Source organism: Arcticibacter svalbardensis MN12-7, from assembly GCF_000403135.1.
GTDB lineage: Bacteria > Bacteroidota > Bacteroidia > Sphingobacteriales > Sphingobacteriaceae > Arcticibacter > Arcticibacter svalbardensis.
This window is the reverse complement of sequence record NZ_AQPN01000143.1, coordinates 1-21838: the sequence shown is the minus strand read 5'-3', so window position 1 is coordinate 21838 and position 21838 is coordinate 1. Positions and strand designations below refer to the sequence as shown.

Sequence of the window (21838 nt, the reverse complement as noted above, 5' to 3'; positions counted from 1 at the left end):
TTAGGAGTCCTACAGGAACCATGGCCGATACAATGTCACCCAACCAACCGGATAAATAAGAGTAAGTATTTATTATTATATCAGTGGCCATAATTGCAATTGCGAGAAGAAGACCTTGCTTCAATTTAAACCAAATTAATATCGAAGCAAAGAGATCAAAAAGGGTTAGGCTGTCCCAGTAAAGATTTATGTACCAAGGCACACAGGGGATATTGATAAAAAGCCACTAACTATTATATTATATAAATGGGTAGAGGTTCCAATCAAAAATCCGACACTATAAAAAAATAGGATCACACGCCGAGTTTGATTGTCATCAATCTGATTAATTTTCATCATTCGTTGAGACTAAAGGTTTCACCGAATATACTTTTATAATTTGCTTGTACTCAAATTTATTATAAAGGAACTTAAAATATGCATAGCTGATCTGCTATTATTATTATTATTATCTCCTTATCTAGTAATAAGCCAGCAAGTGTCTCTCTATCCCACCGTTTTTTAATAGATGATGAGATGAGTATTTGAGAGATAACCTTGCCAGAAACTGTGTGAAATACCGGAGTACTGTTTTCTTACTCTGTATTGGCTACTTCAAACATAAGCAGTGCACCAATCTCTAAAATATACAAAAAGCGTCGCTAGTATAATCAACCCCCAAACTTACATTAGGCTTTTGTTAATTTCCAGTGTACTTCATTAGAAACTTATCGTTTCTTCAAACCTGAGAATAAGTCAATTTACAAAAGTGTAACGGTTAAAACGAATCCATGAAATCTATTTCTGATATCTTTTCGTTTTTGATAATTTTTTGCCACTCGAATTGTCAGACTATTTATAAGCTAGCGGCAAACTTATGGAAGCATCAAAATCATTAAGACGACCTACAAATCGGCAAGACTTTGGAAGTCTTTGCAAAAAGCTATGGACTAAATTTGGAATGCCCTATTTAGATTTTTGAAATCATATTACCAACGGTATCGAATGACAAGTAAATTTTCATACTTTAACCGAAAATCAAAACCTTTTAGCTTATTCTGTATTTCAGTGTAAATTAATAAGTTTAACTATGCAGACCAATTTTAGAGTTTTGGAATGGTCAAAAGCAAATGACTTGAGATTACTTGATAGCAGTGAGCTGATTGAAAATATACCTTACAATCTCAGTTCTGTATATAAAACAAAGGACCTGCAGTACGTCATACTACCGATAAATCCGTTTGCTAAAGCTTTAATCACTTCAGATAGAAGTGAAGTAGACAAATGGATCGCAGAGTCTTTTTTTCCAACCGAAGAGAGTGTCAATTCATTCTATTTCAAAAATAAACTAAAAATTGATAATTTTCCCCAAAGCAGTATTGATCTGGTAAAGGAACTAGAAGCTATTTTGCCAACTAGAAAGGGCGATTGGATCAGTCAAGATTTAGACGAAGTATACAAAATTTTACAAAAGCGTAAGCTAACAACGAAGTACAAGTTGAATTTTATTGCTTTGGTAGGAAATGCGCTGATGGCCAGCCACCCTGAACTAAAAGCAAAGTGGGGTGTATTATTTAGCAAACAGTTGCTGAACCCTGTTGCAAGTATCTCATTATACAGAATTATAGACGGGGAGGAACGTTATTTGAATCTCGAAGTGCTGATTTCGGGTAAATATGGCTACAGAGGAATGCAGAGTATTGAGCGTTCTTTTTTGAATAGATGGTATCTCCCAAACGACATTGATGAAATAAAAAATTTATAAATTGCTTATCATAATTAAAATATTGTTGTCGTCTATTCAATTATCTTTTTTCTTATTATAATCATCTTTAAAGGTTTGACAACATCAAAGCATTTGCTTATGAGACAGCAGAAAAGTAATCTTTATGCCCTTCTTTAAAATGGCGTATGATAGCAAAACATTTTTAGGCTTTCCATGGCTAATGTAACTAATAATATGAAATTTAAATATAAAATTAAAAAATCACTCACAATTCGAGCTGACGTTTTGGAAGAGAAAATTAACTCTTATTTAATAAAAAACTCCTATCGGATTACAGAAAGAGGCTTAGGATACATAATCTTTGTTGAAGATGAATTTAGTGACCGAAGAAAAGCCAAGTCAGACTTCCATACTAGAATAGGCGAAGGTAAGTTTGTATTTAACTCAATCGATCATGAAACAAGTGTAGAATTAATTTATTTTACATCGGTTTCTTACTTTGCTGTTCTTGTAATGTTATTTTGTGCCTTTGGCATCTACACGAATAATATAGTCATGCCCATTGTTTTTTCATTTGCTTTAACACTCCCTATTTTTTATAAAATTTTTTACCTGAATGAACACGTGTTTAAAGAAATTATGGAACACTGACTTTATCATGAGTCAGCTTGGTGGCAAAAGCGAGACAGATGCAGGAAGGGCGGTGTTGAAGAAAGTTTGAAAGGATATCTATAGGATTTTATCAACCCAAAACATCAATTGATTTTCTAGTTGCAAACTAAGAACTATCCTAGAAATAAAGATTTTTTATCAATATTCCCTCGTTTTTTGAAAATCGATTATTGTCCCTGAGGTACCGCAACTGAACATACCAAATCTCTCCCTATTAAGCCTGATCGATCTTTTTCTTTTTAGCCGATTATCATAAACTCATTCCATTAATCAAAGCGTTTTTTAGTATTTTTGATATGAGTTTTTGATAATAATTTTATTACATGAAAATAGGCTACGCAAGGGTAAGTACATCAGATCAAAATCTAGATCTTCAATCTAGAGCGCTTACAGAATATGGATGCACAACAATCTACCAGGAAAAGATTTCGGGGAAGAATACAGACAGACCGGAACTTAAAAATCTTCTTAAGAATCTTAAAAAAGGCGATCAGGTTGTTGTTTGGAAATTGGATCGGCTTGGGCGTTCTTTAAGGGACCTGGTTGACCTGGTTGCACTTTTCAATGAAAAGGAGCTGAATTTTATCAGCTTGCATGACCACATTGATACCACTACAGCTACTGGTAAATTTTCTTTTAATATTTTTGCATCATTAGCAGAATTTGAAAGAGAGATTATACGTGAGCGTACTAAAGCGGGGCTTGATGCTGCCAGAGCAAGAGGAAAAAAGGGAGGGAGACCAAAAGGCTTATCTCCTGAAAACCTGCAATTGGCATTGACCGCACTTGATCTACATGATACAGGAAAATATGCAATTTCTGAAATAGCTAAAAGGCTACAGATGCCTATAGCCACCTGTTATCGATATATTAAATATGTAAAAGAAGATAAGGTAGCTGACGTTTAAATAACTTGCTGAGCGGTGATTCGTTTACCCAACAGAGATTTTATTTAGAGATGGTCAAACCTTGAACGTGCCGTTTTATAATATGATGTAAGAATGAAGTTTTTATGAATTCGTTTTAACCGTTACACATGTGTTATTCTTTTGGTTTTTGATAATATAACAGACCCGCTTTCATTTTATAGGCCATATCCAGGCAACGTTTGATACGGGTGTCGACACTTTTTGCAGAGCGGATATAGTATAGATATCCACGTTTTTGACCCGGTAATAAAGCTTCAAACAGTGATCTGAAATGATCATCCTGGTTCATTACCTCCAATAATTCATCGGGAATCTCCAGTCCGTCATTTAAGTCCGTGCGAATATGTACTATAAATGGAACGCCCGGAAGGAGTTTATGTTTTTTAATAAGCTGTTTGCTGGCCATGATTACATAGCGGTCTTCCCGGGGATTGAGGGCACAAGGGAACTCCTCTAGTCCTTTTATGGAGCACATTATCCTGATTGCCCCTTTGTTTTCCCTGAAGAGGGTACAAACATCTAAAGGAACAAGTATGACATGATGGATCATCCGCCCATCAACAGGTTGAAGGACCGCCTGAAACTCCGCTTTTTTATTAGTGATAGACGAACTCACCAAACTCAGATTGAATGGTTACTTGCTTTTTATCTGATGCCTCTACACGGCCAATAATTTGTGCAGCTACGTTAAAGCTTTCAGAAATGGCAATGATTTCAGCTGCTATTTCTTCGGAAACGTATACTTCCATACGGTGCCCCATATTGAATACTTTATACATTTCTTCCCAGCTGGTGCCTGACTCTTCTTTAATCAGTTTGAAGAGTGGGGGAAGTGGGAAAAGGTTATCCTTGATGACATGCAGATTATTGATGAAGTGCAGCACTTTGGTTTGCGCACCACCACTGCAATGTACCAAGCCATGGATTTGTGAACGGTATTGTTCTAAAACTTGTTTCAGAATAGGCGCATACGTCCGCGTAGGGGATAAAACGAGTTTGCCTGCGGTAATGCTTTGTCCATGGCCAAGATCTATTTCATCAGTCAGCTTTTTGCTGCCGGAGAAAACGAGGTCATAAGGAACAGAAGGGTCGTAACTTTCGGGATAAGCGATGGCTACGGATTTACTGAATACATCGTGACGGGCAGAAGTGAGTCCGTTGGAGCCCATTCCTCCGTTGTATTCGGTTTCATAGCTGGCCTGTCCGTAAGATGCAAGTCCCACGATCACATCACCAGGTTGAATGGTATGGTTGGATATGATGTCCGCTCTTTTCATGCGGCAGGTTACAGTTGAATCAACAATCAGGGTACGCACTACATCGCCCACATCGGCAGTTTCGCCACCTGTGGAGTGAATACCGATCCCCATTTCGCGAAGCTCGGAGAGGATCTCTTCCGTACCATTGATCAGGGCGGCTACAACTTCACCTGTAACGAGGTTTTTATTTCGTCCGATAGTAGAAGAAAGTAAGATGTGGTCGGTTGCACCTACACATAAGAGGTCATCGAGATTCATGATGATGGCATCCTGTGCAATGCCTTTCCAGATAGATAGATCACCTGTTTCTTTCCAGTATACATAGGCCAGAGAAGATTTGGTACCTGCTCCATCAGCGTGCATAATATTACACCATTCATCATCAGCACCCAGGATATCCGGAATTACTTTGCAAAAAGCTTGTGGATAGAGTCCCTTATCAATGTTTTTTATGGCATTATGCACGTCTTCTTTTCCAGCAGACACGCCTCTTTGGTTGTATTTAAGATCTGACATCGGCAGCAAAGATAAGCCTATGTGCTAAAATAAAAAAGCCGGCATTGCCGGCTTTTTTATATAATATTCAGAAATCCTCAAAAATGAAGAACTTATTTAGAAATAAGAGCTCGCTCAGCTTAGGGATAGGCCAGGCTGAATCGGCAACGATCTGTTCCAGTTTGTTTACATGGTAACGGATTGGATCAAAGAAAGACTTCACATGCTCATCGTAAGCAATTGCTTTATCACGAGAATCTTCAACCTTGTTGGCTGTCTTGCGCTCATTAATCATATTAGTCGTATTCGTTTTAATGAAATTGACATGATAGGAGATCTTTTTAATGATTTCCATTTGAGCGGCATAGTTTTCTTCATCCAGACCGAGGTCCTTTAATCCTTTGACGTTATCGATCAGTGTAGTTTGATAACCAATAGATGCAGGGATGATCACATTATTGACCATATCGCCCATTACTCTGGCTTCAATCTGCAGTTTCTTATAGTAACTTTCTAAAAGAATTTCGTGACGGGCTACTGCTTCGCGTTCGGTATAGATGCCTAAATCTTCAAAAAGGCGTTTTGTTTTATCGGTAAGCAGAACGTCTAAAGCCTTAGGAGTAGTTTTGATATTAGAAAGACCTCTTTTTTCTGCTTCAGCAGTCCACTCATCGCCGTATCCATTACCTTCAAAGCGGATTGATTTGGATTCCTTGATATATCGTTTGATCACAGTCATCAGGGCAACATCCTTTTTCTCGCCTTTCTTTAAAAGCTTGTCTACTTCTACACGGAATTTATTCAGCTGATCAGCAACTATCGTGTTCAACACAGTCATCGGATTAGCCGAGTTGGCAGAAGAACCAACTGCACGGAGTTCAAACTTGTTACCGGTAAAGGCAAAAGGTGAAGTACGGTTACGGTCGGTATTATCTAAAAGTATTTGAGGTACTTTAGGAATGTGTGTCCATAAAGCAGGTTCCTGCTTCATTTTGCTGGTTACACGGGAGGTTTCAATTTCGTCTAAGACATCACTTAACTGACTTCCAAGGAAGATAGAGATGATTGCTGGAGGAGCCTCATTTGCACCAAGACGGTGGTCGTTACCAACCGAAGCAATAGATGCACGAAGCAAATCGGCATGTTCGTATACTGCTCTGATGGTATTGACAAAGAAAGTAAGGAACATCAGGTTGTTTTTAGGTGTTTTACCGGGAGCAAGCAGATTTTTGCCAGTATTGGTAATTAGTGACCAGTTATTATGTTTACCTGATCCGTTTACACCTGCAAATGGTTTTTCGTGCAACAACACTTTAAAGTTGTGGCGACGGGCAACCCGGTCCATCAGATCCATCAACAGTTGGTTGTGGTCAATGGCCAAATTAATTTCTTCATAAAGTGGAGCACATTCAAATTGAGAAGGTGCAACTTCATTATGACGGGTTTTCAAAGGAATTCCCAGTTTTAGAGATTCTGTTTCGAAGTCCTGCATGAAGGCAAGTACACGTTCAGGGATAGATCCAAAATAATGATCCTCTAACTGTTGGTTTTTTGCAGACATATGTCCGAACAATGCTCTTCCAGTGAGGTACATATCCGGACGAGCATTAAATAAGGCCAGGTCAACAAGGAAATATTCCTGTTCGATACCCAGAGAAGGAGTTACTTTCTCAATTCCTTTATCAAAATACTGTGCAACAGAAACGGCTGCTTTATCCAGTGCACCCAATGCCTTTAGTAAAGGAGCTTTGTAATCCAGTGATTCGCCGGTGTAAGAAATGAATACAGTAGGAATGCACAGCGTTTTACCCATTACAAAAGCTGGGGAAGAAGGGTCCCATGCGGTATATCCGCGGGCTTCAAAGGTGGTTCTAATACCACCATTCGGGAAGCTGGAAGCATCAGGTTCTTGTTGAGCCAATGTTTCGCCTGAGAATTTCTCCATACCATACCCGTCACCGGAAGGTTCGAAGAAAGAATCATGTTTTTCTGCGGTTGTACCGGTTAAAGGTTGAAACCAATGCGTATAATGCGTTACACCCAGACTCATTGCCCATGCTTTCATTGCAGAGGCTACTTGTTCAGCAATGTCACGATCTATTCTTTCGCCATTTATAATTGAATTATCTATACTTTGATAGGCATCTTTAGAAAGATACTCTTTCATTTTTCTTTTGTCGAAAACGCTTGAGGCGAAATAATCAGAGATTTTAGACGAAGGAGAATTGACTTCAGGAACAGTCCTGGTTAGAACGGCATTTAATGCCTGGAATCTAAGACTTGACATGATTGTTTGTTATTTTAAAAATATTTAATTTAAATATTCGTGATTTGGTCAAAAATTGTTAAAATCCAGTTAAAAAGCTAATAATGTTTGAAAATAATGATGAATGTTACTAAATAAGGGTTAAAAGATGGAGGTTAAGCTGTATTTCTGTAAGATTTGTTAAAAAGGGAAGGATCATTTGAATGATTTGATTATTCGATCTTTTTTAGAGTTTTCAAGCTGATTTCCGGTATTTGAAAATCAGCTTTCTATAATCAGCTTGTTTTCCTATTTTTGCGCTTCCCATCAAACGTTATTGCTTTGGAATATAATCAGCTTACAACATTAGAAACAGCAAATGACCTTGGTTTAAGACCAGAAGAATTTGAACGAATTAAAGAAATCTTAGGCCGCACGCCTAATTTCACTGAACTATCTATCTTTTCAGTGATGTGGAGCGAACATTGTTCCTATAAGAATTCAATAACCTGGTTGAAGACTTTACCAAAAGATGGACCCCGAATGCTGGCTAAGGCAGGCGAGGAAAATGCCGGTATGGTAGACCTTGGTGATGGTATTGCTTGTGTATTTAAAATTGAATCTCATAATCACCCTTCCGCGTTAGAGCCTTATCAAGGTGCTGCAACCGGAGTAGGGGGTATAAATCGTGACATTTTTACTATGGGCGCCCGTCCTGTTGCGCAATTAAATTCATTGCGTTTTGGCGATATCAATCAGGAGCGTACTAAATGGTTAATTAAGGGAATAGTAAAAGGTATTGGCGATTATGGCAATGCATTTGGAATACCTACCGTTGGTGGTGAAGTATTCTTTGACGACTGTTATAATGTGAATCCGCTGGTAAATGCGATGTCAGCTGGCATTTTAGAGGTTGGCGATATGATTTCTGCCACTTCATTTGGTGTGGGTAACCCAGTCTTCATAGTAGGATCTGCTACAGGGAAAGATGGAATTCATGGAGCTGCTTTTGCATCTAAGAATATCACGGAAGATTCGGTAAATGACCTTCCATCGGTTCAGGTTGGTGATCCATTTCAGGAAAAGCTTTTATTAGAAGCATCTCTTGAGGTGATTAAAACAGGTGCTGTAATAGGTATGCAGGATATGGGTGCTGCTGGTATTATCTGCTCAAACGCAGAAATGTCGGCTAAAGGCGAACATGGAATGCGGATTGACCTGGATAAAGTTCCAATGCGTCAGCCAAACATGGAGCCTTTTGAAATTCTATTGTCTGAGTCACAGGAGCGCATGCTTATTGTGGTTGAGAAGGGTAGAGAGGCAGAGGTACAAGTGGTGTTTGACAAGTGGGATTTGAACTGTATCCAAATAGGAGAGGTTACTGCCAATGGTCGTTTAGAATATTATGTACATGATGAACTCGTGGCTGATGTTCCTGCTGATGACCTTGTTTTAGGTGGTGGTGCTCCGGTTTACGAACGGGAATACAAAGAGCCGGCCTATTTTGCTGAGAATAAAAAATTCAATATTGAAGATATAACAGAGCCGGAAGATTTGAAGGTTGCAGCAATGCACCTGATTTCTCATCCTAATATTGCATCAAAACGCTGGGTAACCGAGCAGTATGATTCAATGGTTGGTGCGGCTACTATTACCACTAATTTTCCTAGTGATGCGGCATTGACCAGCATTAAAGGGACTAATAAGGCATTGGCTTTAACGATTGACTGTAATTCGAGATATGTATATGCTGATCCTCAAAAGGGTTGTGCGATTGCAGTTGCTGAAGCGGCAAGGAATATTACCTGTGCGGGTGGTGAGCCGGTTGCTATTACGAACTGTCTGAACTTTGGTAATCCTTATGTGCCGGAAGTATACTGGCAATTTGTGAGTGCTATTAAAGGAATGTCTGAGGCCTGTGTTAAATTTGAAACTCCGGTTACAGGTGGTAATGTAAGTTTTTATAACCAGTCTACCGATGACGGTCCCGTTTTTCCTACTCCTGCAATTGGTATGCTGGGGGTATTGGATAATGTAGAAAACAGGATGTCCCTTGATTTTAAAAAAGCAGGTGACCTGATTTTTTTAATAGGCGAGAACAAGAATGATATTTCTTCATCTGAATACCTGGCATCATTTCATAAAGTATCGGCCTCTCCGGCTCCTTACTTTGATCTGGATGAAGAGTATGACATGCATCAGGTAGTTAAACAACTGATCCTTTCGAAAGTGATTGAGTCTGCTCATGACGTGGCTGATGGTGGTTTATATATTACTTTGTTGGAATCTGCTATGCCACGAGGTTTAGGATTTGACATTGAATCGGATGATGAGGTACGGAAAGATGCTTTCTTATTCGGTGAAGCACAGGGTCGTGTATTGGTTTCGGTTAAAGCGGATAAAGAAGAAGAGTTTGTGGAATTGATGGCAACCTCGGAAGTAGAATTCAGTCTTTTAGGAACGGTATCGGAAGGTGACCTTTTGGTTGACGGAGAATTGTTTGCTACTGTTCAGGAATCAAAAGAGGTGTTTGATAATGTGTTGCATCATATATTAGGACAGGCATAAATGTTAAGTATAAACGCAGTACATCATGTGGCAATTATTTGTGCTGACTATTCAGTATCAAAGCGTTTCTACACTGAGGTACTGGGTTTTGCGATTATAGCGGAAATCTATAGGAGCGAAAGAAAATCGTATAAGCTCGATCTGAAAGTAAATGAACACTTTCAGCTCGAGCTTTTTTCGTTTCCGGAGTCGCCAGAAAGAGTATCCCGGCCTGAAGCATGTGGATTGAGGCATATTGCCTTTCTGAGTACCGATATTTATGCTGATGTGGCTTCTTTGCAAGCTTTTGGAATCTTTGTGGAGCCTATTAGAAAAGATGAGCTGACGGGTAAATTGTTTACCTTTTTTGCTGATCCGGACCAGTTGCCTCTTGAGCTTTATCAAAAATAGAATGAAGAATGTATTCCGTTTTAAGCAGTTTAGCGTAGATCAGACTGGTTGCGGAATGAAAATTAATACCGATGGTGTGTTGCTGGGCGCACTGGCTGGAAGTTCGTTATCTGGACGGGTTTTGGATATTGGTACGGGTACAGGAGTGATTGCGCTGATGCTTGCACAGCGCAATCACCTTTTAGAGGTAGATGCGGTGGAGATTGATCCATCAGCAGCAGAGCGGGCATCTCGTAATTTTTCAGATTCCCCTTTTTCTTCAAGGGTTCAGTTGATCAGGGGATCCTTTCAGGATTACTCTATTTCCTATCCGCTTGTTTCTTATGATCTTATTATAAGTAATCCTCCATTTTTCCTGAAATCGTTGAAAAATCCTGATGTGCAAAAACAAGTTGCGCGGCATGCGGCAGAAGGGTTTTTTAGTGAGCTGATTGATTTTGCTGTGGCTCATTTGAATCGGGAAAGAGGGGAGTTATGGCTTATTTTGCCAGAGGAAGCCTACCTGGAAACTTGTAAATTGGCTTCGTTGACTGGGCTTTCTTTGCTTAAGCGAATTGCTGTGCGGTCATTTAAAGAAGATTTGCCACATCGACAGGTTGTTTGTTTTGGCTTTATTAACGTTTTAGGGGTGGTGGGTTTGATTGTTGAGGAGGCGCTGGTGATTTATGATGCGCCTAATTGTTATTCAGAAGTATATAAAACGTTGCTTCGTGATTTTCTTATTATATTTTAGCTTTTACAACACCAGGTTATGAAACGTATAGGCCTTTTATCAGATACACATGGCTATCTGGACGATTCAGTATTTAAGCATTTTGATCAATGTGACGAAATATGGCATGCCGGAGATTTCGGCAATATCGAATTAGCAGATCAACTGGCGGCTTTTAAACCTTTGCGGGGAGTTTATGGAAATATAGATGGACAGGATATTCGGTTAACCTATCCGGAGGATCTCCATTTTAAATGTGAAGAGGTAAAGGTATGGATGACACACATTGGCGGATATCCGGGTAAATATGATGCCAGAATAAGGGCAGAATTATACAATAAGCCCCCCAAATTGTTCATTAGTGGACATTCGCATATACTGAAAGTGATTTTTGACAAAAAGATTGGTACTTTACACTTAAATCCCGGTGCAGCAGGCAAACAAGGATGGCATAAAGTGCGTTCTTTGCTTAGGTTCACCATTTCTGAGGAAAAAATTCATACCTTAGAGATCATAGAATTAGGGAATAGATAATGTAAAAAATACACTAAGTATGTCAATTGTAAAAACACTAGGTCAGTTCATCATTGAAAAACAAAAAGACTTTCCCTATGCAAAGGGTGAGCTATCCCGCTTATTACGGGACATCGGTATTGCATCAAAAATTGTAAACCGCGAAGTAAACAAAGCGGGCCTCGTCGACATCCTCGGAGAAGTGGGTACTTATAATACGCACGGAGAGTCGCAGAAGAAACTGGATGTATTCGCGAATGATCAATTCATTTCCGCCTTAACGATTGGCGGAGAGTGTTGCATTGTCGTGTCGGAAGAAAATGATGAACCGGTTTATATCAGTTCGGAAGTATCCAAGAATGCAAAATATATTGTTGCTATCGATCCGCTTGATGGTTCTTCTAATATTGATGTAAACGTGTCAGTAGGGACTATATTTTCCATCTATAGAAGGGTATCTATCGATGGGCCTGCAGATATCAAGGATGCGCTTCAAAATGGCACTGAACAAGTGGCTGCGGGTTATGTGGTATATGGTTCATCTACGATGTTGGTTTACACGACAGGGAAGGGTGTGAATGGCTTTACTCTGGATCCATCGATTGGTGAGTTTTGTTTATCCCATCCGGATATGAAAATTCCTAAAGATGGGTTTGTTTATTCGCTAAATGAAGGTAACTATGTCCATTTTCCACAGGGCGTAAAGAAGTATTTGAAATATTGCCAAGCTGAAGATAACGAAACGAAGAGACCTTATTCTTCGCGGTACATTGGTTCTATGATTGCTGACGTGCATCGTAATTTGCTGAAGGGTGGTATCTTTATTTACCCAAGCACAGCAAGTGCCCCAAATGGAAAGTTGCGCCTGGTTTATGAAGGTAATCCTATGGCGTTTATTATTGAGCAGGCGGGTGGTAAGGCTTCCAACGGTTTCCAACGAATATTGGATACTGAGGTGGAATCATTGCATCAGCGTTCGCCTATTTTTATGGGCTCTGAAAACATGGTTTTGAAAGTTGAAGAGCTAATGAGTCTGTATTCTCCTGAACTTGCCCCTAAAGAAATGATGTAATCTTACTAGAGATTATTTCAAATTTACTTAGATTCAGACTCAAAGACTTCATCTACAAGTAACTTGTCTCGTTGTTGAGCTGCTGCGACCGCTAAACGGTCGCAGCGTTCGTTTTCAATATGTCCGGCATGACCTTTCACCCATTGGAAAAATACTTTATGTGTTTTGTAGATCTTTAGGAATCGCATCCAAAGGTCTTTATTCTTTTTACCCGCAAAGCCTTTAGTTGCCCATCCAAACACCCACTTCTTTTCTACTGCATCAATAACATATTTGGAATCGGAATAGATGACGACTTCCTGGTCGGGTTTAGTAATAGATTCCAATCCTGTAATAACGGCTAAGAGTTCCATGCGGTTGTTTGTAGTTTTCCTGTATCCTGCTGACAGCTCTTTGTAATGTGATCCTGATTTTAATACCACCCCATATCCACCGGGACCAGGGTTACCACTTGAAGCACCATCAGTAAAGATTTCGATCATTTTGTATTGAATTTGAGGTGGCAAAAATAGGAAAGTAAAGGGGATTTAGGAAAATTAAGGTGGTGTGGAAGATGAATTGGGTTCAGGATAAGGGAGTTAATAATAATTTAAAGTTAAATTTGGATTATGTAATAAATGCGCTATTTTTGCAGGACTAAACACGGTGGTTTTAGCTCAGTTGGTTAGAGCGCCTGATTGTGGTTCAGGAGGTCATGGGTTCGAGACCCATATCCCACCCCGGTTTATAAAGCCCTTTTCTGAAAAGAAAAGGGCTTTTACTTTTATCCTAACTGATAAACCTTTGATAAATATAGTACTCCCACTAAAAAGAATGGTATATATTTGAGTTTATGCAATCTTTGAAACTAAATAAAAACTTTTACATCAGCAGCTCTGACAATATTCTGTTAAGATGTGAGATATCAATACAGGGCCACCAAGGCGGTATTAGGGGCAGATTAGTCGAGGAAGTATTTAAATAAACTTGACGGTTGAAACAAGACAAATCATGCTAAGTTTTGTCTAGATCAGATAGATCAGGAGTAGATACTTAAGCTAAAAGTTTGTTGATTTGCGACTTATAACCTTACATTCAAAGATTGTCCATCAAAAAAGGACGCGGAACTAAGAGCATTGCATACTTAAGATGTAAGGCAAATCACCAGCTTGGAACCAATATAAACATAGATTGATTGTTACATTACTAACTATACTTATAAGATAATTATCGCTTAAATGAAGCACTTTTTTTTTAAAGGAAAGCAAAACCTACTTTCCGAAGTTGAGTCTAATACCTTTGATGAATATGTAAAAGTAGTTAAGAAAGACTTTTCGAAACTACTGGAAACACGTAATCTTTCTTTCTTACTCGGGTCAGGATGCTCATTGGGAGAAAACGGTATCCCAACGATGATGCAACTCGCCAATTTTTTTTATAAGCCTGATAAGGATGTATTACACTCTCTATCAGAAAATGTTAAGAAATTTTTACATTAAACCAATAAATTTATTTTAACGCAGTAATGAATAGCGGTATTGTGTAAATTTGGTTTCTCGTTATCAGACCAGTTCGGTATTTGGGAGGGTTACAGGTTCTTCTAATTAAATTAATGGATGGCATTAACATTCCGTTTACTTTGTAATTAATTTGACATTAGAAGAACTTTAATTTTGAGCTTTTTCATGTTTGTTAGTAAATTTATTCTGGTTCTTTTTCAGTTTTTGCATATGGGATTAAATTTAATTCGATCTTCCCACCGGGTGAAATTGTTAGATATTAAAAAAAGCTTTTTTTATAGTACAGGGAAATTGAAATCAAAAACCTCCAGAATCTTTTTTTTTAATCATCCTATCTAAATTTAATCATTTGTAGGTTTACTACCCCACCAGTTGTTTTTAGGATCAAAAATGGGGGACAACATATCCTTTCGCTGTTTTTCCAATTGTGGCCAAATTTTATGCTCAACGCTTAGTTGATATTTTTTCTCTGCCTCTTCGCTATACTCTGGATCTTTCTGTGGGAACTTGGCGCCCACTTTTTTCAGGTAATCAAACAGTTCGGTATGTAACTGCTTAACTTTTTCCAGATTTTTTGCAGAAACATCGGTCGTCTCTGACAGGTCTGTTTTAAGATTATATAATTCTTGGTGGCCATCCTCGTGATAATAAATCAATTTCCAATTACCTCTCCTGATCATTGAAGTTGGATCGCCTCCTTGGTTTCCATAATGTGGATAATGCCAGATGAGTGAACGGTCGGCAATTTTTCCGCCTTTTAACAAAGGCAATAAACTAACCCCATCGTTATGCTGTTCGGGTCTCAATGGCAATCCGGCTAAATCGAGAATGGTTGGGTAAAAATCGGTTCCCGAAACCGGAACATCACTCTTTTTACCAGCTAGATTCATCCAAGGTACTTGAATAAAATAGGGCTCACGAACCCCGCCTTCCCATTGATTACCTTTTCCTCCCCTCAACGGTGCATTATTGGTAGAATAATTATCACCTGAGGTCACACCGCCATTATCACTAGTAAAGATTACAATGGTGTTTTTATCCAGACCTAATTCTTTTAATTTTTTTAAAATTATACCAACAGCATCGTCCATTGATTCTATTAGTCCGGCATACACAGGATTATCCTGATGCAAACGGTAAGGCAACCTTTGTCCAATAGCAAACCCTTGTTCAGAAATACCCATTTTTTCGGCTTTATCACAGTACTTTTCCCATAGTGCTTCTGTTGATTGGATGGGCTCATGAACGGCATAAAAGGAAAGATAAGCAAAAAATGGTTTGTCCTTATTCTCTTTCATAAATTTCACGGTTTCATTGGCCATCCTCATTTGTAAATCTTCACCTTTGGGTCCATCGGGTAGTTTTGGATTTGCAAATGGAGAAAAATAGCCCCCTTTTGGGCTACCTGCATCCCAACCACCGATATTAATATCAAACCCATTATCTTCGGGCAAGAAGCCTTTGCCTCCCAAGTGCCATTTTCCGGCAAAAAAAGTTGTATATCCTTCCGCTTTCATTGCTTCAGGCAATGTGATGTATTTAGCAGGAAGATTACTGGTAAATTCAGGAGGAAGCATTTTTGAGAAGCGATTCCTTGTTCGCCATGCTTCGCCGGAAGGTACTCCAATAATATTCGTAATATCATGCCTAGCAGTAAATTTACCGGTCATGATACTTGCCCGTGAAGGACTACAAACCTGAGAAGCAGCATATCCATTCGTAAAAACCAATCCTTTACTTGCAATCTGGTCGATATTTGGTGTTTCGTAGTATTTGCTCCCCATGCAACTCAAATCGGTATAACCAAGATCATCTGCCAGAATAAAAAGGATATTTGGACGCTGTGTATTCTTTTGCTTTTGACAAATGCCCGAAAATCCACAAAAAAAGGATAGGATTAGTGATATATAAATTCTCTTCATTTTATTTATGTTTTATGGGTTGTATAAATTTTATAAGTGAATTATATTATTTTTATGGTGCTCGTTCTATTAATTTATTAGAAGTTCTTTTCAAAGTGTGCAAATGTGGTTTAATATTCCTCTATTTAGCAGCCCTAATCCACATACAATGTCCGCCACCAGGAGCGAGAACCGCTTTAATCACATCACCCTTTTTTACAGTTCCTTGTCTAACCTGATAAGACTCTGGATTGGTTTTGCAATTAGTCTCTTTTGTGTCTTCGTAATAGGTTACATCATATTTTTGGTTGGCATCCAGAAAATCAAGATTGATATTTAATGTGCCTCCCTTTTGGTTATAAACACTACCAATAAACCATTCTTTCCCATGTCGGCGAGCCGTAGTAATATAGTCGCCCATTTTAGAATTAAGGATGCGACTTTCGTCCCATTTCCCTACGGGTAATTTTTGAACAAATTCAAATAAATCTGCTTTAGCGGCATAAGCTTCGGGAGCATCAGGAATACAAACCAGGCCACTGAAAATTATCAATGTTCTTGCAGCCTCTGAGCTTACTGTAGAAAAATAGGAGTTTAGCTCCTTTGGTCCTTTTTCTCTTTTACCAGCATTTATCCCTAGTAAATCAAAATTTCCATTATTCATATCCAATGGACCTGTTATAGCGTTAATCAAAGCCATTTTAATAAATGCTTCGGGGGTGAAAGCCTTTCTAGAATCTTGTTGACCGTGACAGTATTCACGCGAAATTGCATTTGGATAAGTACGATGAACACCTGTCATTGGTACAGGAGAATCATGAAAATCTATCAATAATTTATTGACAGCACTTTTACTTATAGCTTCTTCAGTAAAAGGAACATTAGGGCCCATAAAACCATATTTTATACCTTTCATTCCTAATAACTGATAATACGGAAACAGCTCATCATCACCAAATTCGCCATGTTTAATATCATAATATAACATGAGTTTTACCTTTTTCTGTTTGGCATAACTGATTACTTTTTGTAAATCAAGTTTATCTGACATCTCAAAATGACCTTTTGTAACCTTGGTGTACCATTCATCATCAATCAAAAAATAATCGATATCTTTTGCAGCCGCAAAATCAATAAAACGCATATAGCTTTCAGTATTGACACCATATTTAAATCCGTCTGGAGCTATATATCCATGCACTCGCCAATCCCATAAAGTTTTACCTGGTTTTATCCAATCGGTATTTTCAATTTGGCAGGGAGTAGCTAGGTTTTGCGTCAGCGTATTTACCACAAGGTCTCCTGCTGTTTTACCTAATACGATCACACGCCAAGGAGAAATAAGCTCATCATCTGTTAAACTTGCTTCATTATTAGAAACAATTTTATTTTGATCCAAATCAATATTCATGTTTTTAAACCCCTTAGCTACAAAAAGGTCAGATTCTAAAAGTGCTGCAAAAGAATGATTAGGCGTTTCAACAACCAATGGAACTGGGATAGCTTTTCTACTTCCGCCTTTATTTCCAGCTTTCTGAAAATCATCTAACCCTGAAAGTTGGAGCGGACCAATAGGTTCGTTTTCTCCATTTGGTGCAAAATAATTGCTCCCTTTTGGTAAGTTATATGTGCAATAAAAATTTGCCGTTTTAGGTTTATTACCTTTTTGAAGCACAAAGCGGAAAGCTACTCCTTCATCATACACCCTAGCATACAGTTTTCCTTTTACTTTATTGGATACAATACCTAGTTCTAATTGCTGATAATGATTATTTATACTACTAAACTGTTCCCAAACTGGTTTCCATGTTTTATTGTATTCTGTGATTTTTGAATCTATAATGGTTAAATCTCCTCCAGGAAAAATTGCTAATTTTGATAAACCAAGCATCTCTTGTCCAGCCCATTTCACTTGGTAATTTAGCTTTTTATTTATCGAGGAAATTTTAAGGTTTACTTTCCCATCGGGAGAATTTATGTTGAAATTATCGGATTGATTTTTAAAGGAAGTTAATGTTCCAAATAAAAAAATCATTAATAAACCCCTTTTCATTATCATATTCGTTATAAAATTTAATTTTTATTCTTAGGTTTTGGCATTTCTGCACCCACTTTATTTTGCCATTTATGCGATTTTCTAAAAACGATTTAGCCTTATGGAGATTTACCACACTTAAATTGTTTGTTCGCCAAAGCATTTTCACTTTTACAGATTTATTTTTTGAATATTTTATCGAGATCTTCAAGCGAGATTCCAAACAGTTTTCGCGCAATCTGATCTAATTTAGCCGGATCACCTTCAAAATGACAGGTTAATTGAGTATGTAAGCCACTTTCTCCAACTTTTAAAGCGAGAGCAGGAGAGGAGCTTTCCATTTCATAAAAAGGTCCCAATGGTTTTTTGCCCGGCTCTGGAGGTCCATCGTTATAAGCGTTAATTACATCTCCAGAGAATGGTTTGTCCTGAAGCTCCCATTTAGAATTCACATAATCTGTAACTCCTGCTTCTTGGCTATGGTTTACAACAGTAAGTACATGATTTTTGGCATCGTAAGAACCTAAAATATCTGTAGCTCTTTTAGGTGATAAACCAATTTTGCTTCTGAATTTACCATCTCCTTTAAAATAAATAATTCCCTCGTTAACAATCAATCGCTCGGCCGGAACTTTTCCGAAATAGTCATTTACAATTTTTCCTAATGTTATGCTATCGCCTTTTACATAAGGAATCATAATTGTGGTTTCTGGCGAGGGATTAAACATTCCCAAAAGCCAGATAGAAAGTAATCCGGTTTCTTTTTTCCAGTCGGCATTACCGGTATTGGTTAAGGTATTGGTGCTTTGGTAAGCCACGGAGTTCAGCCCTGAAATCGGCTCGATTCCTAATGCTTTAAAGGTAGCATCGCTAGACAAAACCTCTATCTTTCTTTCGATTCCAATGTCGAACTTAAAACCGGAATAGTTTGTTAAAGAGGCATTTTTTGTAAATGTTGCACTGGTTTTATTGACCTCTTTCACGTCAAAATGGTCTAAATCTAACAATTTGGGTGTGTACCAATTGTCTAAATTAAAATCAACTCCTTTTGTAAAAAAAAGAGAATATTGACCACCTTCTGGACCAATCCAAAAACGTTCCTCTCCACCAAATACATTGATATGGTCTAAAGTATCTTTAGATTTAAAAAGTTCTTTATTGATCCAACCGTAGCTTTGTCCTTCATCGCCAGAAGAACTGCTTGTCATTACTCTTCCCTGCAATGCGGCTGATACAGCTACTTTTCCATTTCCAGAGGGATCTGAAAGTTGGATGACATCAACGTAATCTTGCATAAATGCTACATCGCTGGCAAAACCACCCTTACCTTGTGTTTCTTTTGACTTACAATTTGTTAAAAATACCAAAAGGGATAAGTAACAAATGATTTTAAAATGTGCGGATATGTTTCTTTTAATGTTCATGATTAGGTGATTAAATTATTTTGATTTTTTAACAATAGAATTGGTGGCTTTATCTTGCTCAAATGTTTTTCCCTTTTTGAAAACAATTTTTCCGACATTATGTAATATAATACTCCACAAAATTAGGTCAGTAAATTAAGGTATAAAAACCTTAAATTTAAAGACATATGAAAAAAAAAGGTTAGCAGGAAGAAATTCAGTGCAGAATTCAAGGCAAAAGTAGCTTTAGCGGCAATCAAAGAGCAACAGACAGTAGCAGAGCTGGCTGTTTTATATGATATTCATTCAACGCAGATAGCCACATAGAAAAAGCATTTTCTGGATAATAGTTCTGCTTTGTTTGCTGAGAAACAAACTGACAATAAGGAGAATGAGGCCAATGAGTCCCGGTTATATGAGCAGATCGGCAAGCTTCAGATGCAGAACGATTGGCTAAAAAAAAAGTTATTATGAAGTGTAGTTTGCCAGAACGCAGGATGATGGTCAGCAAAAGTGGAACGCTCAGTATAACCGATCAATGCGGAATACTTGGGATCCACCGATCAGGCTTCTATTACATGCCAGAGGGAGAAAGTACCCTTAATCTGATGCTGATGCAATTTATTGATGCCTATTTTCTTAAACATCCCCATACCGGAGTGGTGACACTGTGTGCTTATTTGTGCCTGAGCGAAGGTTTTACCATCAATGTCAAGCGTGTACGCAGGTTGATGCGCCTGATGGGTCTTATGGCCGTTATTGATGTTAAAAGCCGTTATGTCCTGCACTGGAGTGTATCCAATACGATGGGTGCTGCCTGGTGTACAGCGGTCTTGAGTGAAACCATTGCTTTATATGGAAAACCACAGATCCTGAACACGGATCAAGGTAGCCAGTTTACCTCTCATGAGTTTCAAAAGGTACTGACAGATAATGAAATACAGATATCCATGGATGGTAAAGGTACTGGTAACCTATCCTGCACCTGGACCAGTAAACTATACGCATCACAATGATGACTATTCAGTTAAGGTAAGGAAGCCAGGAAAAGAATAGCAGGACTCGTTTGAATATAATGTTGTCGTAGATTTTGACACTAAATCTAATGCGTCTATGGTCTATTTTGATTATTCAGGTACTGTAGAAGAATCAGTAAGGAAAAATAATGAGAATTTTAATTTGGTTGCAGTGCGCCCATTCCAGCAAGCAATTCAAACTAAAAGCATGGTCAGGTGGTAAACTTCACTTTAAATGGTCCAGTAAAGCTTTCTATTGAGTTTGATGGTAATAAACTTCATAACCTACATCTATTCGGAAATAGTATTGAGACAAATAAGCCTGATCCAAAGTCTCCTAATGTTATTTACTTTGGACCTGAAATTCATCAGCCTAACGATATGTCAGGTGATGAATTTGATATTCCCAGCGGAAAAACAGTGTATATAGCAGGAGGGGCTATTTTAAAGGCAAGATTTGTTTGCGACCGCGTAAGTAATGTAAAAATCAGGGGCAGGGGCATATTGGACCAACCTCAACGTGGAGTGGAAATCCGTCATTCAAATAACGTGAGTATTGAAGGGATAATTGTGTTAATCCCAAAACACTATATTGTGTATGGTGGGGAGTCTAAAAATATGACTATCCGGGACATAAAGTCTTTTAGTGCTAATGGTTGGAGCGACGGTATTGATCTGATGAGTTGTTCGGATGTGACGATAGATGATGTTTTTATGCGAAATTCAGACGATTGCATTGCAATGTATGCACACAGATGGGATTTTTTAAGAAGTGTCCGAAATTATAAGATTACTAATTCTATTTATGGGCAGATATTGCTCATCCTATCAATATAGGTTTACGGGGAAATACTTCGGCTGTAGGAGATACCATTGAAAATATTAGTAATAATATCGATATTCTGGAACACTATGAAGATGATCCAAATTATCAGGGAGCTATTGCATTTAGTGTGGGCGATTTAAACCTTGTAAGGAATATTAAGTTCGAAGACATACGTATAGATGATTTTCCCGACGGGAAACTATTTAGCATAAGAACATTTTATAATCAGAAATATAATACAGGTCCAGGCAGAGCTATAGAGGATGTTTTTTTAAGAAAGTAAGTTAAACCACCAATAATGAAGTGACATCCAGTATTGATGGTCTGGGATAATTTGCATCTTATAAAAAGGATTACTTTTGAAAATTTACGCATTAATGCCAAGCTGATATTGGATGGTTTGGCTGGAAATATAAAAGCAGGAGAAAATACTGAAAATATCAAGTTCTAAAAGTGAAAATTTAATAGTCTAAGAAGACGAAGTATATAAAATATTTTAGTGATTACTGACGGTCATGAATGGTAAGTATTATTGACTAAGGTTAGTGTGATAAAAAGTTTGGTAGTCCGTCTGTCTGGATTATTTTAATAATAAATA

The 21838-nt window shown here is 38.1% G+C and carries 18 protein-coding genes and 1 tRNA gene; 12 read left to right on the top strand and 7 right to left on the bottom strand.

Annotated features, from left to right (window positions below; genetic code table 11):
• Positions 1 to 1069 precede the first annotated feature (1069 nt).
• The 3 genes from ADIARSV_RS18900 (at position 1070) to ADIARSV_RS18890 (ending at position 3285) form a co-directional block, all read left to right on the top strand.
• Entirely contained in the window at positions 1070 to 1744 is a 675-nt protein-coding gene (locus ADIARSV_RS18900; protein ID WP_016197271.1) for a hypothetical protein, read from the top strand.
• Between the two features lie 174 nt (positions 1745 to 1918).
• Positions 1919 to 2356, top strand: coding sequence for a hypothetical protein (locus tag ADIARSV_RS18895; RefSeq protein ID WP_040300668.1), 438 nt, complete (start codon positions 1919 to 1921; stop codon positions 2354 to 2356).
• 344 nt (positions 2357 to 2700) lie between these two features.
• A complete protein-coding gene (locus ADIARSV_RS18890) occupies positions 2701 to 3285 on the top strand; it encodes a recombinase family protein (protein WP_016197269.1) in 585 nt (194 codons plus the stop codon).
• A gap of 133 nt (positions 3286 to 3418) precedes the next feature.
• Here the strand turns inward: ADIARSV_RS18890 and ADIARSV_RS18885 are convergent, their stop codons facing one another.
• The 3 genes from ADIARSV_RS18885 to ADIARSV_RS18875 all read right to left on the bottom strand — a co-directional run bounded on the left by ADIARSV_RS18885 (position 3419) and on the right by ADIARSV_RS18875 (position 7347).
• Positions 3419 to 3922 (bottom strand): YdeI/OmpD-associated family protein, encoded by a 504-nt coding sequence (locus tag ADIARSV_RS18885; RefSeq protein WP_016197268.1) that lies wholly within the window; start codon positions 3920 to 3922, stop codon positions 3419 to 3421.
• Positions 3903 to 5081, bottom strand: coding sequence for an AIR synthase related protein (locus ADIARSV_RS18880; RefSeq protein WP_016197267.1), 1179 nt, complete (start codon positions 5079 to 5081; stop codon positions 3903 to 3905). Before ADIARSV_RS18880 ends, ADIARSV_RS18885 begins: the two co-directional genes overlap by 20 nt.
• A gap of 67 nt (positions 5082 to 5148) precedes the next feature.
• Positions 5149 to 7347 carry a glutamine synthetase III family protein gene (locus ADIARSV_RS18875; protein WP_016197266.1) on the bottom strand — a complete coding sequence of 733 codons (2199 nt, stop codon included), beginning with the start codon at positions 7345 to 7347 and terminating at the stop codon, positions 5149 to 5151.
• 300 nt (positions 7348 to 7647) lie between these two features.
• Here ADIARSV_RS18875 and purL point away from each other — a divergent pair, with 300 nt between their 5' ends.
• From purL to fbp, 5 genes are read left to right on the top strand one after another with little or no spacing between them, the layout of a single operon-like run.
• Positions 7648 to 9873, top strand: coding sequence for a phosphoribosylformylglycinamidine synthase subunit PurL (gene purL / locus ADIARSV_RS18870; protein ID WP_016197265.1), 2226 nt, complete (start codon positions 7648 to 7650; stop codon positions 9871 to 9873).
• The gene (gene gloA2, locus ADIARSV_RS18865; RefSeq protein WP_016197264.1) at positions 9874 to 10263 is read left to right on the top strand and encodes an SMU1112c/YaeR family gloxylase I-like metalloprotein; all 390 of its coding nucleotides are present in this window, start codon (positions 9874 to 9876) and stop codon (positions 10261 to 10263) included.
• A gap of 1 nt (position 10264) precedes the next feature.
• Positions 10265 to 10996 (top strand): tRNA1(Val) (adenine(37)-N6)-methyltransferase, encoded by a 732-nt coding sequence (locus tag ADIARSV_RS18860; RefSeq protein ID WP_016197263.1) that lies wholly within the window; start codon positions 10265 to 10267, stop codon positions 10994 to 10996.
• A gap of 18 nt (positions 10997 to 11014) precedes the next feature.
• The gene (locus tag ADIARSV_RS18855) at positions 11015 to 11509 is read left to right on the top strand and encodes a metallophosphoesterase family protein (RefSeq protein WP_016197262.1); all 495 of its coding nucleotides are present in this window, start codon (positions 11015 to 11017) and stop codon (positions 11507 to 11509) included.
• A 19-nt stretch (positions 11510 to 11528) separates the two neighbouring features.
• Positions 11529 to 12560, top strand: a complete 1032-nt coding sequence (fbp, locus tag ADIARSV_RS18850; protein WP_016197261.1) for a class 1 fructose-bisphosphatase — start codon at positions 11529 to 11531, stop codon at positions 12558 to 12560.
• A 23-nt stretch (positions 12561 to 12583) separates the two neighbouring features.
• Here the strand turns inward: fbp and rnhA are convergent, their stop codons facing one another.
• Positions 12584 to 13042 (bottom strand): ribonuclease HI, encoded by a 459-nt coding sequence (gene rnhA, locus ADIARSV_RS18845; protein WP_016197260.1) that lies wholly within the window; start codon positions 13040 to 13042, stop codon positions 12584 to 12586.
• A gap of 162 nt (positions 13043 to 13204) precedes the next feature.
• On the opposite strand from rnhA, the gene ADIARSV_RS18840 reads away from it, so the two are divergent.
• Both ADIARSV_RS18840 and ADIARSV_RS18835 read left to right on the top strand, forming a co-directional pair.
• A tRNA-His gene (locus ADIARSV_RS18840) sits at positions 13205 to 13280 on the top strand.
• A 497-nt stretch (positions 13281 to 13777) separates the two neighbouring features.
• Positions 13778 to 14038 carry a hypothetical protein gene (locus tag ADIARSV_RS18835; RefSeq protein ID WP_040300665.1) on the top strand — a complete coding sequence of 87 codons (261 nt, stop codon included), beginning with the start codon at positions 13778 to 13780 and terminating at the stop codon, positions 14036 to 14038.
• Between the two features lie 362 nt (positions 14039 to 14400).
• Here ADIARSV_RS18835 and ADIARSV_RS18830 read toward each other — a convergent pair whose 3' ends face one another.
• The 3 genes from ADIARSV_RS18830 to ADIARSV_RS18815 all read right to left on the bottom strand — a co-directional run bounded on the left by ADIARSV_RS18830 (position 14401) and on the right by ADIARSV_RS18815 (position 19419).
• A complete protein-coding gene (locus ADIARSV_RS18830) occupies positions 14401 to 15981 on the bottom strand; it encodes a sulfatase (protein ID WP_016197258.1) in 1581 nt (526 codons plus the stop codon).
• A 121-nt stretch (positions 15982 to 16102) separates the two neighbouring features.
• Positions 16103 to 18013, bottom strand: a complete 1911-nt coding sequence (locus ADIARSV_RS18825; RefSeq protein ID WP_200864784.1) for a glycoside hydrolase family 97 protein — start codon at positions 18011 to 18013, stop codon at positions 16103 to 16105.
• A gap of 161 nt (positions 18014 to 18174) precedes the next feature.
• Entirely contained in the window at positions 18175 to 19419 is a 1245-nt protein-coding gene (locus ADIARSV_RS18815) for a DUF6786 family protein (protein WP_016197256.1), read from the bottom strand.
• Between the two features lie 449 nt (positions 19420 to 19868).
• Between ADIARSV_RS18815 and ADIARSV_RS18810 the strand changes: the two genes are divergently transcribed.
• The gene (locus ADIARSV_RS18810) at positions 19869 to 20414 is read left to right on the top strand and encodes a DDE-type integrase/transposase/recombinase (protein WP_083936618.1); all 546 of its coding nucleotides are present in this window, start codon (positions 19869 to 19871) and stop codon (positions 20412 to 20414) included.
• Positions 20415 to 20630: 216 nt separating this feature from the next.
• Positions 20631 to 21251 (top strand): glycosyl hydrolase family 28 protein, encoded by a 621-nt coding sequence (locus ADIARSV_RS20840; protein ID WP_016197252.1) that lies wholly within the window; start codon positions 20631 to 20633, stop codon positions 21249 to 21251.
• The last annotated feature ends 587 nt before the right edge of the window (positions 21252 to 21838 follow it).

Excerpts from the sequence above, each read along its gene's own strand:
- ADIARSV_RS18810 (WP_083936618.1), top strand. The coding sequence starts at position 19,869 with ATGAAGTGTAGTTTGCCAGAACGCAGGATGATGGTCAGCAAAAGTGGA.
- ADIARSV_RS18830 (WP_016197258.1), bottom strand. The coding sequence starts at position 15,981 with ATGAAGAGAATTTATATATCACTAATCCTATCCTTTTTTTGTGGATTT.
- ADIARSV_RS18815 (WP_016197256.1), bottom strand. The coding sequence starts at position 19,419 with ATGAACATTAAAAGAAACATATCCGCACATTTTAAAATCATTTGTTAC.
- gloA2 (WP_016197264.1), top strand. The coding sequence starts at position 9,874 with ATGTTAAGTATAAACGCAGTACATCATGTGGCAATTATTTGTGCTGAC.
- ADIARSV_RS18875 (WP_016197266.1), bottom strand. The coding sequence starts at position 7,347 with ATGTCAAGTCTTAGATTCCAGGCATTAAATGCCGTTCTAACCAGGACT.
- ADIARSV_RS18835 (WP_040300665.1), top strand. The coding sequence starts at position 13,778 with ATGAAGCACTTTTTTTTTAAAGGAAAGCAAAACCTACTTTCCGAAGTT.
- ADIARSV_RS18880 (WP_016197267.1), bottom strand. The coding sequence starts at position 5,081 with ATGTCAGATCTTAAATACAACCAAAGAGGCGTGTCTGCTGGAAAAGAA.
- ADIARSV_RS18855 (WP_016197262.1), top strand. The coding sequence starts at position 11,015 with ATGAAACGTATAGGCCTTTTATCAGATACACATGGCTATCTGGACGAT.
- ADIARSV_RS18890 (WP_016197269.1), top strand. The coding sequence starts at position 2,701 with ATGAAAATAGGCTACGCAAGGGTAAGTACATCAGATCAAAATCTAGAT.
- fbp (WP_016197261.1), top strand. The coding sequence starts at position 11,529 with ATGTCAATTGTAAAAACACTAGGTCAGTTCATCATTGAAAAACAAAAA.
- ADIARSV_RS18860 (WP_016197263.1), top strand. The coding sequence starts at position 10,265 with ATGAAGAATGTATTCCGTTTTAAGCAGTTTAGCGTAGATCAGACTGGT.
- rnhA (WP_016197260.1), bottom strand. The coding sequence starts at position 13,042 with ATGATCGAAATCTTTACTGATGGTGCTTCAAGTGGTAACCCTGGTCCC.
- ADIARSV_RS18825 (WP_200864784.1), bottom strand. The coding sequence starts at position 18,013 with ATGAAAAGGGGTTTATTAATGATTTTTTTATTTGGAACATTAACTTCC.
- ADIARSV_RS18900 (WP_016197271.1), top strand. The coding sequence starts at position 1,070 with ATGCAGACCAATTTTAGAGTTTTGGAATGGTCAAAAGCAAATGACTTG.
- ADIARSV_RS18895 (WP_040300668.1), top strand. The coding sequence starts at position 1,919 with ATGGCTAATGTAACTAATAATATGAAATTTAAATATAAAATTAAAAAA.